This is a genomic window from Sphingomonas sp. LH128 (assembly GCF_000293195.2).
Classification (GTDB): Bacteria; Pseudomonadota; Alphaproteobacteria; order Sphingomonadales; family Sphingomonadaceae; genus Novosphingobium; species Novosphingobium resinovorum_A.
In genome coordinates this window covers 1-11862 of sequence record NZ_ALVC01000223.1, presented here as the reverse complement: position 1 = coordinate 11862, position 11862 = coordinate 1, and the positions used below count along the sequence as shown (strand labels likewise).

Genomic DNA, 11862 nt, shown 5'->3' with positions numbered 1-11862 from the left:
AAGTCCGGGATGACGAGGTATCGCCCCGGCGCGGGCCTCGTGGATGACCCGGCGCGTATGGCGTGACAGTCTCCCTCGAAACGAGGAGGGAGAGTGATGGTGGCTGACCTGTCGGGCGGTATCCCGGTCGAGCGCGAATTCGTCGTGGCCGAAAAGCCCGACGACGGCATCCGCGATGCGGTCAACGTGTGGATCGAAGAGGAGAACGGCCTCTTCGCCATGCGCGTGGGCGTCGAGGCGGTCGGCGCGCAGTGGGACCGGCACGAACTGTGGCTCGACATCGCCTTCGCCGACGGGCGCCTGTGGTCGCGGCGCGGCGCGGGCGAGCCGCATTCCCCCTACGACACTCAAGGCAGGCCCTCGGTGCGCGGGACTGGCCCGGTACGCTTCGAATGCGCGGAGCCGTTTCGCCGCTGGACGGCTGCCTTCGATGGGCCGGTGGCGCGGACCAGCGCGCAGGAAATCCTCGACAACCCCGATTTCGCCGAAACCGCGTGGAGCAAGGTCGCCTTCACCGTCGACATGGAGATGGCCGCGATCCCTTGGGAGCCGGGCACGATCCTGCCCGAAGCAGCCGAGGCGCTCGGCGGCAAGCAGGGCGACTACATGAGCCCGCGCTACGAGCAACTGTTCCGCTGCAGCGGCACCCTCGTCATTGATGGCGAGGAGCGCGCGTTTCGCGGCAATGGCCTGCGCATCCGCCGAACGGGTTTCCGCGCCTTCGCGGGATTCTGGGGGCATTGCTGGCAGTCCGCCGTGTTCCCGGACGGCCGCGCGTTCGGGTTCAATTCCTACCCTGTGCGCGAGGGTGAGCCGCCGAGCTACTCGGAAGGCTGGATCATCGAGGACGGGGTGCGCACCGGCGCGCGGCCGGTGGTGATCCCCTGGCTGCGGCGGCTGGTGACCGGCGGCGAGGACGTGTCCTGCGTGCTGGAGACGGTGGACGGGCGCCGGATGAAGATTGCGGGGCGGACTTTCGCCAATACCCGCTCTCGCGGCGGGCATGTGCTGCCGCCGGACTGGCCCAAAGACTGGCCGATCGTCCAGCAGGCGCACGCGGTTTATACGTGGGATGGTAAGCGCGCGACGGGCATGATCGAACGGTCGAGCAAGCCCAGCGTAATGGAGTTGTAGTGGGGAAGGCGCACCTCCGTCCCTCCCCTCCCGCAAGCGGGAGGGGAGAAGCATAGCCCTCCCGCTTGCGGGAGGGCCGCGAGACTTGGCAGCTTGCTGCCTAATCGCAGCGGGGTGGGCGCCTGCTCCCGATCAGAAATAGGCCCCGATCAGAACTTGTAGTTCGCGCTGATCGTGAAGTTGCGCGGCGCGCCGTAGCGGTACTGGCTGAACGAACCGATCTGGCTGTAATACTTCTTGTCGAACAGGTTCTCCAGGTTGCCCTGAATCTGCAGTGCCTCGCTGACGTTGTAGCGCGTCATCAGGCTGACCAGCGTGTACCCGCCCTGCTGGAAGCGGAAGGCCGCGCCGGTGTAGGGGTTGAGCCCGTCGGTGTAGGCCTTGCTCCGGTAGTTCACGCCGCCGCCCACGGTCAGGCCGTCCAGCAGGCCGGAAAGATCATAGGTGGTGAAGATCTTCAGCAGCTTGCGCGGCTGGTCGGAGTTGGCGATCACGCCGTTCGCATCCTCGGCCTTGAACTGGCTGTAGCTGGCGTTGAGGTTCCAGCCCGGCATCGGCTCGCCGGTGGCCTCGATCTCGAAGCCCTTGCTGGTGACCCCCTGCGCGGCGCGGTACGGCTGGATCGGGGTACTGCCTTCGACCGGAATCGGCTCGCCGTCGGTGATGCCCACGTTGTCCTGCTCGATGCGGAACAGCGCGATCGAGGTCTGCAGCGCATTGCCGAAGAAGTTGCTCTTCAGGCCGATCTCGTAGGCATTGCCGTTGAGTGGGTCGAGCAGATTCAGGTCGCGATCGCGCAAGTTCTGCGGCTGGAAGATCTTGGTGTAGCTGGCGTAGATGCGGTGGTTCGACGCCACGTCGAAGAGCGCGCCGACGTAGGGGATGAACACGTTGTCATCGCCGTAGTCGCTGGTGCCGCTCCAGGCGAAGCCCTTCTGGCTCCAGCTGGAGATACGGCCGCCGACGATCACCTTGAGCGGATCGGCGATGTTCATGCGCAGTGCGCCGTAGTAGCCGGTCTGCTCGATGCGCTCCTGTTCGTTGCGCACGGCGGTGGTGCCCCAGACGGGCTCGGGGAAGGGCAGGCCCTTCTGGCCGATGAGCGGCGTGTTGGTGGCCCACGAATTCAGCCCGGTGCCCCAGGCCGGATTGTTCTCCGTGTAAGGCGCGACATAGTTGTCGGTGTGGCGCTTCAGGACGCTGTGCAGCGCGCCCAGGACGATCTCGTGGTCGCGTCCGAACAGTTTGAATTCACCCTTCAACTGCGCGTCGAAGCTGTTCTGGACGCTGAGACCCTTGGACTTGTACGGGTTGCTCGACTCGATCGTGCCGGTTGCCTTGTCGACGCCGCCGTACATGTAGAGCAGCTGGGTATCGCCGGTGTTCTTCAGGCGGTTGTAGTTGACCGTCAGGTTCCAGTTGTCACCGAAGCCTTGGCGCACGGTGGCGTAGATGTTCTGGTTGGTGCTGTTCCAGTAGGTCCAGTTCGCCGCCGTGGTCTGCGAGCGCGGCAGGTCGGTGGTGGTTCCGTCCGTGTAGAACGTGGGCAGCGAGCCCCAGCTGGCGCCCTTGGGCTTGGTGTCCTGGTGGCTGATGCCCGCGCGGACCAGCGTGGAGTCGGTGAGGTCGGCCTCGACCACGCCGTACAGGACCCACTTCTTGCGGTCCTGAATATCCATGAAATACTCGCCTTCCTCGTAGCGGCCGACGACGCGGGCACGCACGCGGCCGTCCGAGGTCAGCGCGCCGCCGACGTCGGCGGAAAGGCGCCAGGTGTTCCAGCTGCCGATGCTGGCGTTGGCATAGCCGGTCAGCTCGGTGGCGTCGGCATGCTTGCGCACGAGGTTGACCGAGGCCGACGGGTCGCCCGCGCCGGAGAGCAGGCCGGTGGCGCCGCGCACGATCTCGACGCGCTCGTAAATCGAGACGTCGATGCTCGTCTCGCCGTTGCCGCCGGCGAGGGTCCATGCGGCAGGGACGCCATCGACCTGGGTGTTGCGGATCTCGAAGCCACGCGCGAAGAACGAGTTGCGCACGTCGTCGACTTCGCTGACGGCGACGCCCACGCCGTTCACGATCACATCCTTAACGCTGATCAGGTTCTGGTCGAGGATGCGCTGCGCGGTCACGATCGAGACCGACTGCGGCGTTTCCTGAACCGACAGGCCGAGGCCGGTGGCGGTGTCGATCTTGTTCTGGATCGTGTACTTGCCGGTGACGACGATCTGGTCGCCATCGGTTTCCTCACCTGCGGTCTGGGCCACGGCGGGAGCGGCGACCAGGACGCCTGCACACCCCAACATGAGAGCGAACTTGAACTTCATTTGGTAATCCCCCTGCTTGCGGATTTCACGCACTCGTTTGCAGGCGCCGCTAACGGGAATGAGTATCATTCGCAATAGCAATATTGCGTGACAATTTCATTTGGTCGCAAATGTGGCAATGCGGCAGCGCGACAAATCCGTAATTCCGGGGACGTGTGGCGTGTTTGATCGTCATTCCCGCGAAGGCGGAAACTCGCCTGCGCGCGACCGTACGCCGTCAGGGGATCGATCCATGCCATCGCGGGCATGACGATCAGAGGCCCGATCCATGACCGTGCCATGGAATATCGCTCCGGGAAATGCCTGCCCGGCAGATGCCCGGATCGGCCGTCAGAACGAGACGACGGCCTCGCCGATGGCGTTCCACACGTCGTCGAGCTGGTCGTCGGTGATGCAGTAGGGCGGCATCACGTAGACGGTGTTGCCCAGCGGGCGCAGCAGCACGTCGCGGCTGCGGAAGAAGGCCATGAGTTCGGGCGCGAGACTGTCCATGTAGCCGCCGGTGCCCATCGTGCGCATGTCCAGCGCGGCGATCGTGCCGAGCGTGCGCGGGTTGTCGAAGTGGCAGAACCGGCCCAGCTTCTCCAGCCATGCGGCCTGACGGCGGGCGAGGTCACCGATGCATTCGCGCACCGGCTCCTCGGCCCAGATCGCGAGGTTGGCGGCGGCGGCGGCGCAGGCCAGCGGGTTGGCGGTGTAGCTGGAGGAATGGAAGAACATCTTCGCGCGGTCGGTGGACCAGTGCGCGGCGAAGATGTCCTCGGTTGCCATGGTTACCGCCAGCGGCAGCGAGCCGCCGGTCAGGCCCTTGGACAGGCACAGGATGTCGGGGACCACCTCGGCCTGTTCGCAGGCCAGCAGGGTGCCGGTACGGCCCCATGCGGTCATGACCTCGTCGGCGATGAACAGGACGCCGTATTTGCTGCAAATCTCGCGCATCGCCCGCAGCGTTTCCGGGCCGTAGACCAGCATGCCGCCCGAGCCGAGGATCAGCGGCTCCAGGATCAGCGCGGCGATGTCGCCCTCGCGGCACAGGGCTTCGAGCGCGTCGAGCGTGTCCTGCTCCGCTCCGGCGGCGGGGTAGGGAATGCGGCCGACGTCGAACAGCAGCGGCGCGTAAGGCTGGTTGAACACCCCGCGTGCGCCCACCGACATCGCGCCGATGGTGTCGCCGTGGTAGGAATGCTCCATCACGACGATGCGGTGGCGCGCTTCACCTTGCGCATGCCAGTAGCCGAGCGCCATCTTCAGAGCGACCTCGACGCTGGTGGAGCCGCTGTCGGAGAAGAATACCCGCGTCAGTTCGCTCGGCATGATCGCGGTCAGTCCGGCGGCGACCTGCTCGGCGGGTTCGTGCGTCCAGCCCGCGAAGATCAGCTGGTCGAGCTTTTGGGCCTGTTCGGCCACGGCGGCCATGATGCGCGGATGGCAGTGGCCGTGGGTGGTCACCCACCAGGACGAGATCGCGTCGATCACCGTGCGCCCGTCCGCCGTGTGCAGCAGCGCGCCTTCGGCATGGGTGACGAGCGGGATCGGCTCGCCCAGGCCATGCTGGGTGAAGGGGTGCCAGACGGGCGATGCAGCCGGGGGCAGAGTCACGCGAAGTCCTCCAGGCGGAAGTTTGCGGCAAAGGCGGCGGCCAGCGTCTCGGGAGTCAGCGGATCGAGGCGGGGCAGGCGGCCGAGGCGCTTGACATTGCCCATCGCGCAGATGGTGGCCTCGCTGTCCTCCACCGCATCGCCGACGAAGGCCACGCCGAGCACCTCCACACCGCGCGTGCGCAAGGCCTCGATCGAGAGCAGCGAGTGGTTGATCGTGCCGAGCATCGTGCGCGCCACCAGCACCACCGGCGCGCCCCAGCGGGCGAACTGGTCGGCGTAGGTTTCCGTGCGCGAGATCGGTACCAGAGCGCCGCCTGCGCCCTCGACCACCAGCGGTCCATCGACTTCCGGCAGGGCGAGGCGGGCGGTGTCGACGGTCACGCCGTCGATCTCGGCGGCGAGGTGGGGGGAGCAGGGCGTGGTCAGGCTATAGGCCTCGGCCAGCACCTTGCCTTCGGGCAGTCCGCCGAGGAAGCCGACGCGCTGGGCGTCGGGGCCTTCCTCCTCGATGCCGGCCTGCACCGGCTTCCAGTAATGCGCGCCCAGCGCCCCCGCCAGCGCGGCGGCGAAGACGGTCTTGCCGATGCCGGTATCGGTGCCGGTCACGATCAGGGTGCGCTGGGTCATTGGGGGCTCACGTAAGGAAATGTCGGGGCGCGGCGCAAGTGGCAGGTCACCACCTCGTAAGTGACGTTGCATCCGCTTTGGGCGAACCGCGCCATCACCGCGCGCAGCTGCGCCGGGTTGAGAGGCCGGTGCGAAGGCGCGGAGGTGCCTGCGCCGATGGCCTTGACCGCACGTACGAAGGCGCGCGGATCGAGGTGGGTTTCGGTCACGTCCTCGACCAGCAGCGTCTCGGGGGAGAGCGTCGCGAAGGCCTCCACCGGGGGGTAGGCGGGGGTGCCGGGAGTTATCCCCTCGGCCTCGTGCGCGGCGCGCCACTCGTGGAAACTGCGCGGTCCCAGCGTGGTGACGACGAGGTGCCCGCCGGGCGCCAGCCACTGCGACAGGCGGGCGAGGGCGGCAGGCGTATCGTCGAACCACTGCACCGCGAGGCTGGAGCAGATGAGGTCGAACGGGGCGCCCTCGGGGGTGCCATGCTCCCCGTCGAGGGTGGCGAAATGCAGGGTGCGCCGGTCGTCGGAGGCGGGAAGCGCGGCGCGGCAACGCTCCACCATTTCGGGCGCGATGTCGGTGACCAGCCAGTCGCCGCCGATGCGCTGCGCCATCAGGGCGGAGGTCAGGAAGCCGGTGCCGCAGCCGATCTCCAGCACGCGCGGGGCGGGCGGGAGGTCCAGCGCGGCGATGCGTGCGGCGAGGGTCGTAGCGACCTCGCGCTGGATGCGGGCATGGCCGTCGTAGTCGGGTGCGGCGGCGAAGGCGCTGCGGATGCGTTCGCGGCGGCTCATGCGAGCATCCCGCGAATGGCGGCGGCGCACAGCTCCGGGGCTTTCAGCGGCAGGAGATGGCCGCCCGCTTCGTGGTCGATGCGGCGGACCTGTGCTCCGGTGAACGTGGCGGCGCGCATCTCGGGCGGGAGCAGCGGGTCGGCGGTGCCGTGGATCGCCAGTATCGGCACGTCCGGCAGCGACGGGGCGGCGTCGCGCAGGCGCAGGAGGTCGGAGGCGAGCGCTTCGGGGTCGATTTCTCCGAAGGCCTCGGTGGAGCCGCAGGTCTTGCGGAACTCGGCGAGCACGCCGCGCGGGTCGGTCTCAAAGCGGCGCAGCATGCGGTCGAGTACGCGTACCGGGACGCCCGGTCGGCCCGGAACGGCGGTGAACCGCTCGAACCCGTTGATCGCCACGATTCCCATGAGGCCCGGCGGCGGGGCGGCGAGGACGCGCATGGTGCCGAAGGAATGGGTGATTGCGAGGCAGGCGTCTTCGACGGCAGGCTCATGCGGCGCGCCGAAGTAGCCGCGATCGTCGATTTCGTGCGCCCACTCGGGCAGCAGCGCGGCGAGCGGTTCCCAGAAATGGCGATCGAAGCTCCAGCCGTGGGCGAACAGCAGCTTCACCCCCGCTCTCCGGTGATTGCCTCGATAGCGGCGAGCAGGGCGTCGATGTCGGCTTCCGAATGCCCCGCGCGCAGGGCGAGGCGCAGGCGGCTGGTGCCGGCCGGCACCGTCGGCGGGCGGATCGCGGAGGCGAGGAAACCTGCCGCCTCCAGCCTTGCGGAGAGCGCCATCGCCTCGTTCTCCGGTCCGATCACGGCGGGCACGATCTGGGTCGAGGACGCGCCGTGGTCGAGTCCAAGGCGGGCCAGCCCTGCGCGCAGCCGGTCGCCCAGTGCGGCGAGGTGCACGCGCTCGGCATCCATGCCCGGCAGCAGGTCCAGCGCGGCGTCCACCGCGCCCAGCACGGCGGGCGGCGGGGCGGTGGTGAAGATGAAGCCGCTCGCGGCGTTGGTCAGGTAGTCGATCAGCACCCGCGATCCGGCCACGTAGGCGCCGAAGCCGCCCAGCGCCTTGCTGAAGGTGCCCATCACGAGGTCGACCTTGCCCGGCACCAGCGCCGAAAGCCCGCGCCCCTCGGGGCCGAGCACGCCGGTGGCATGGGCCTCGTCGACGAACAGCGCGGCGTCGTGGCGCTCGGCGATATCGGCGAGGCGCACCATGTCGGCGCGGTCGCCGTCCATCGAGAACACGCTCTCGGTCAGGATCAGGCGGGCGGGGGCATCCGCGCCTTTCTCCGCCAGCAGGGTTTCGAGGTGGCCCAGGTCGTTGTGGCGGAAGCGGTGCTGGCGCACGCCCGCCATCGCGATTCCCGCGTGCATCGAGGCATGGATCAGGCGGTCGGTGAATATGGCCACGCCCGGGATGGCCGCGAGCAGCGCCGGGATCGCCGCCGCGTTGGCCTGCCAGCCACTGGCGAAGATCAGCGCCGCCTCGCAGTGCTTGAATTCGGCGATGCGGGCTTCGAGGGCAAGGTGCGCCGCGCTCGTCCCGGTCACCAGCCGTGAGGAGCCGGAGCCGGAACCGTCCCGCGCGGCCCACTCGGCGGAGCGCTCCACCAGCAGCGGGTGGCGCGCGAGGCCGAGGTAGTCGTTGCTGGAAAAGTCGAGCATCGTGCGCCCGGCACGCTCGATCCGGCCGCCGGGCAGCATGGTCGTGGCGCGCAAGGTCCGGCGCTGTCCGGCGCGGGTAATGCGCTCCAGCGCTGCCTCGAGGTGTGAATCGAGCCGGCTCATGCCTCGCCCGGTATGGCAAGCGGGTCCTTGGCACAATGGGCGGTTTGTCCGGGGGGAGGTATGAAGGGGTGTCCGGCGAGGTTTCGGCGATCGTTTCCTCTCTCCCACGGGGCCTTGCCGGATCCCTTTTTCGTCATTGCGAGCGCAGCGAAGCAATCCAGGGCGGTTTACGCCGCCCTGGATTGCTTCGCTGCGCTCGCAATGACGGGGTTTGGCGAGGGCGGAACCACTCGACCCCGGCCACCCCGCGCGATAAGGCGCATTCCATGGACCTCGAAATCGACATCGAAGAACCCTGGGACGCCGCGACCGACTGGGCCGATCTCGCGCAGGCGGCGCTGGAAGCCCTCGTCACCCTCGCGCCCGAGCTGGACAACGAGCGCCTCACCACCAGCCTGCTGTTCACCAGCGACGCCGAAGTCCACGTCCTCAACCGCGAATGGCGGGCCAAGGACAAGCCGACCAACGTGCTCTCGTTCCCCATGCTGGAGCGCGAGGCCCTGCTCGATCTGGACGAGGACGGGCCGCCCGAAATGCTCGGCGACCTCGCGCTGGCGTGCGAAACCTGCACGCGAGAAGCCGCCGAGAAGGGCATTCCGGTCGCGCACCACGCCACGCATCTCATCATCCATGGCCTGCTCCATCTGGCGGGCCACGATCACGAGACGTCTGACGAGGATGCCGAGGCGATGGAAGCGCTCGAAACAAAGACACTTGCAGTTTTAGGCATTCCCGACCCATATGGGGACCGCACTGCAGCAACAGGGATTTAACCGTACGATGGCCGACAATGGCCGCCACGCCGACTCCGGTTTCGGAGAAGGGGACAGTACCAACACGCTTTGGCGTGCATTCAAGCGGCTTTTCCACGCAGAGGGCGACCAGTCCCTGCGCGCCCAGCTTGAGGAAGTCATCAACGAGCACGAAGGTGAGGCCAGCGGTGCGCTGACCGGCGATCTCTCGCCGATTGAGCGGCAGATGCTGCGCAACCTCCTGCATTTCAGCGAGCACGATGCCGACGACGTCGCCATCCCGCGCAGCGAGATCGTGGCGATCCCCGCCTCGGCCAGCTGGGCCGAAGTGGTGGAAGCCTTCGCCGAGCACGGCCACAGCCGCATGCCGGTCTACGGAGAGACGCTCGACGCCATCAAGGGCATGATCCACATCAAGGACGTGTTCCCGCTGCTGGCCCGCAGCGCGCCTCCGCCCGAGGACTGGACGACGCTGATGCGCCAGCCGCTCTACGTCCCGCAATCGCGCGGCGCGCTGGACGTGCTGGCCGACATGCGCGCCCAGCGCATCCACCTCGCGGTCGTGATCGACGAGTACACCGGCACCGACGGCATCATCACCATCGAGGACCTCGTGGAAGAGATCGTCGGCTCGATCGAGGACGAGCACGATGATGCGCCCGAGGAATTGCTGGTTGCAATCGACGCAGGTATGTGGGACGCGGACGCCCGAGCCGAACTGGACGATGTGGCCGAGCGGATCGACCCGCGGCTGGCCGAAGTCGAGGAAGCGGTTGATACTCTCGGCGGCCTGGCTTTCGTGCTGGCCGGACAAGTGCCCGAAGTGGGCGCGGTCCTGGACCACGAAAGCGGCTGGAAGATCGAGGTGACGGACGGCGACGAGCGGCGCGTGACGCGCCTGCGCCTGCATCCGCCCGTGGAAGAGTTGGAGAGCGAGGCCGAATAACCGCTGCCGCCGGACCCTCCGGCGGCGGCCATAACCGAGTGAAAAGACCGCAATAGTGCCAGTACGTCGTCTACCTCCCCTGCGTGCGCTCGAAGCTTTCGTGCGCGTGGTGCGTCTCGGTTCCGCCAAGGCGGCAGCCAACGAGCTGGCGCTCAGTCCCTCGGCCCTGTCGCGCCGCGTCGCCGCGCTGGAGGACTTCACCGGCAAGCGCCTGTTCACCCGCCAGCACCAGGCGATGAAACTGACCGACGAGGGGCAGGCGTTCTACACCGCCATCGCGCCCAAGCTGGAAGAACTGGCCGAAGCGGTCGAGGCGCAGATCGATCGCGGCCAGGTGCTGCGCCTGCATCTGGGCGTGCCTTCGCTGTTCGGCGGCCAGCGGCTGTTCCCGCGGCTGCCCGAACTGCGCAAGCTGCATCCGCGCCTGCACATCGACATCGATACCGGCGCGCATCTGGAAGACCGCGTCGGCGATACGCTGGACGCCGCGATCATCCTCGCGAAGGAGCCGGACCCGCAGTATTACCGGGTGCAGCTCGATCACAACAAGGTCTATGCGATCACCTCGCAGGCGCTGGCCGAGGAACTGGGCCCGGTGCCGGACGAGGCGAAGCTGTCGCGCCAGACGTTCCTGATCCATCAGGACCTGCCCGACAGCCTCGATGCGTGGAAGCGCGCGATCGACCTGCCCGATCTCGACCCGGCCTCGGTGGACCGCTTCGATTCCGGCCAGCTGGTGCTGGAGGCGGCGGCGCAGGGTCTGGGCATCGCGATCATGCACGACGACCATTTCCGCCGCTCGCACGATACGCGGCTGGCGCGGGTCTACGACATCGAGGTGGAGAGCCCGTACCGCTACTGGTTCGTGTGTCGCCCCAAGTCGCTGGAAGCGCGGCCGGTGCGCATCTTCCACGAGTGGTTGCTGCAAGCGGGGCTTTGACCTTTCGGGTCGTCGCGGAGCTGATCCGAGGCCCTTCGACAAGCTCAGGGCGAGCGGAGTTGGTGCGAACCTCCCGGTCCCGCTCAGGCTGAGCTTGTCGAAGCCCGCGCGGCGAGGCGCACGATCTGGCATCTGCGACCAACCATCATTTTCATTTTTCCCATAGTGGCGAACGGGATATGCCCTGCGGCGTCCCGTTCGAGCGGACCTGTGGGAGTATCTCAGATGCGTTTCGTCCTTACCGCTTGCGCCGCCCTGCTGGCGTCGGCTTCGCCTGTTCTTGCGGCCGAGCGCGTAGCTGCCGCCGACCCGGCGCGTCTTGCCGCTGCGAAGCAGACGGTCGACTACGTGTTCCCGCTCGGGACCTATGGCCGGATCATGAACGGCACGATGGACAAGATGATGGATTCCATCATGGATTCCATGATGCAGATGCCGCTCAAGGACCTTGCCGGGATCAGCGGCGTCGATACCGAGAAGCTGGGCAGCGGCACCATGGCGCAGATCATGGAGATCTACGACCCGGCCTTCAAGCAGCGCATGTCGGCCACCACCCGTACGATGATGACCGACATGATGGGCCTGATGACCCAGTTCGAGCCCGACATCCGCGACGGTCTGGCGAGCGCCTACGCCGGACGGTTCGACGCGAAGCAGCTGCAGGAGATGAACGCCTTCTTCGCCACGCCGACGGGCAAGGCCTACGCGGCGGATTCCTACATCATCATGATGTCGCCCGAGGTCATGAACAGGATGCAGGCGCTGATGCCCCGGCTGATGAAGGAAATGCCGGCGATCATCGACAAGGTGAAGGCTTCCACCGCCGATCTGCCTGCCCCGCGCAAGTACGCGGACCTCAAGAGCGCCGAGAAGGACAAGCTGGCCGGGCTGCTCGGCATTTCGCGCAAGGAGCTGGACGAGGGCGAGGCGAAGAAGGAGGTGGAGTAACAAAGCCCACCCGTCCGGCTAGGCCCTG

11 protein-coding genes are annotated in these 11862 nt (G+C 67.5%); 5 read left to right on the top strand and 6 right to left on the bottom strand.

Annotated elements, in window-relative coordinates; genetic code table 11:
• Positions 1 to 96 precede the first annotated feature (96 nt).
• Complete coding sequence (locus LH128_RS18125; protein WP_008831125.1) at positions 97 to 1134, top strand: hypothetical protein; 1038 nt, start codon at positions 97 to 99, stop codon at positions 1132 to 1134.
• Positions 1135 to 1283: 149 nt separating this feature from the next.
• Here the strand turns inward: LH128_RS18125 and LH128_RS18120 are convergent, their stop codons facing one another.
• The 6 genes from LH128_RS18120 to LH128_RS18095 form a co-directional block, all read right to left on the bottom strand.
• The gene (locus tag LH128_RS18120; RefSeq protein ID WP_008831124.1) at positions 1284 to 3458 is read right to left on the bottom strand and encodes a TonB-dependent siderophore receptor; all 2175 of its coding nucleotides are present in this window, start codon (positions 3456 to 3458) and stop codon (positions 1284 to 1286) included.
• A gap of 330 nt (positions 3459 to 3788) precedes the next feature.
• Positions 3789 to 5057: an adenosylmethionine--8-amino-7-oxononanoate transaminase gene (locus tag LH128_RS18115; protein ID WP_008831123.1), complete on the bottom strand. Its 1269-nt coding sequence runs from the start codon at positions 5055 to 5057 to the stop codon at positions 3789 to 3791.
• Complete coding sequence (gene bioD / locus LH128_RS18110) at positions 5054 to 5686, bottom strand: dethiobiotin synthase (RefSeq protein WP_008831122.1); 633 nt, start codon at positions 5684 to 5686, stop codon at positions 5054 to 5056. Before bioD ends, LH128_RS18115 begins: the two co-directional genes overlap by 4 nt.
• The gene (locus tag LH128_RS18105; protein WP_008831121.1) at positions 5683 to 6468 is read right to left on the bottom strand and encodes a methyltransferase domain-containing protein; all 786 of its coding nucleotides are present in this window, start codon (positions 6466 to 6468) and stop codon (positions 5683 to 5685) included. Before LH128_RS18105 ends, bioD begins: the two co-directional genes overlap by 4 nt.
• Positions 6465 to 7076: an alpha/beta fold hydrolase gene (locus LH128_RS18100; protein ID WP_008831120.1), complete on the bottom strand. Its 612-nt coding sequence runs from the start codon at positions 7074 to 7076 to the stop codon at positions 6465 to 6467. The genes LH128_RS18105 and LH128_RS18100 overlap by 4 nt, the downstream gene beginning before the upstream one ends.
• Positions 7073 to 8248: an aminotransferase class I/II-fold pyridoxal phosphate-dependent enzyme gene (locus tag LH128_RS18095; protein WP_008831119.1), complete on the bottom strand. Its 1176-nt coding sequence runs from the start codon at positions 8246 to 8248 to the stop codon at positions 7073 to 7075. The genes LH128_RS18100 and LH128_RS18095 overlap by 4 nt, the downstream gene beginning before the upstream one ends.
• A 266-nt stretch (positions 8249 to 8514) precedes the next feature.
• Here LH128_RS18095 and ybeY point away from each other — a divergent pair, with 266 nt between their 5' ends.
• From ybeY to LH128_RS18075, 4 genes are all read left to right on the top strand, one after another.
• Positions 8515 to 9021, top strand: a complete 507-nt coding sequence (gene ybeY / locus LH128_RS18090) for an rRNA maturation RNase YbeY (RefSeq protein WP_008831118.1) — start codon at positions 8515 to 8517, stop codon at positions 9019 to 9021.
• Positions 9022 to 9028: 7 nt separating this feature from the next.
• Positions 9029 to 9946, top strand: a complete 918-nt coding sequence (locus LH128_RS18085) for a hemolysin family protein (protein WP_008831117.1) — start codon at positions 9029 to 9031, stop codon at positions 9944 to 9946.
• A 55-nt stretch (positions 9947 to 10001) separates the two neighbouring features.
• Positions 10002 to 10886 (top strand): LysR substrate-binding domain-containing protein, encoded by an 885-nt coding sequence (locus LH128_RS18080; RefSeq protein WP_172705104.1) that lies wholly within the window; start codon positions 10002 to 10004, stop codon positions 10884 to 10886.
• A gap of 225 nt (positions 10887 to 11111) precedes the next feature.
• Positions 11112 to 11834, top strand: a complete 723-nt coding sequence (locus LH128_RS18075) for a DUF2059 domain-containing protein (RefSeq protein ID WP_008831115.1) — start codon at positions 11112 to 11114, stop codon at positions 11832 to 11834.
• The last annotated feature ends 28 nt before the right edge of the window (positions 11835 to 11862 follow it).

Bases quoted from the DNA above. Each gene is read 5' to 3' on its own strand.
- LH128_RS18125 (WP_008831125.1), top strand. From the start codon at position 97: ATGGTGGCTGACCTGTCGGGCGGTATCCCGGTCGAGCGCGAATTCGTC.
- LH128_RS18120 (WP_008831124.1), bottom strand. From the start codon at position 3,458: ATGAAGTTCAAGTTCGCTCTCATGTTGGGGTGTGCAGGCGTCCTGGTC.
- bioD (WP_008831122.1), bottom strand. From the start codon at position 5,686: ATGACCCAGCGCACCCTGATCGTGACCGGCACCGATACCGGCATCGGC.
- LH128_RS18105 (WP_008831121.1), bottom strand. From the start codon at position 6,468: ATGAGCCGCCGCGAACGCATCCGCAGCGCCTTCGCCGCCGCACCCGAC.
- LH128_RS18095 (WP_008831119.1), bottom strand. From the start codon at position 8,248: ATGAGCCGGCTCGATTCACACCTCGAGGCAGCGCTGGAGCGCATTACC.
- ybeY (WP_008831118.1), top strand. From the start codon at position 8,515: ATGGACCTCGAAATCGACATCGAAGAACCCTGGGACGCCGCGACCGAC.
- LH128_RS18085 (WP_008831117.1), top strand. From the start codon at position 9,029: ATGGCCGACAATGGCCGCCACGCCGACTCCGGTTTCGGAGAAGGGGAC.
- LH128_RS18075 (WP_008831115.1), top strand. From the start codon at position 11,112: ATGCGTTTCGTCCTTACCGCTTGCGCCGCCCTGCTGGCGTCGGCTTCG.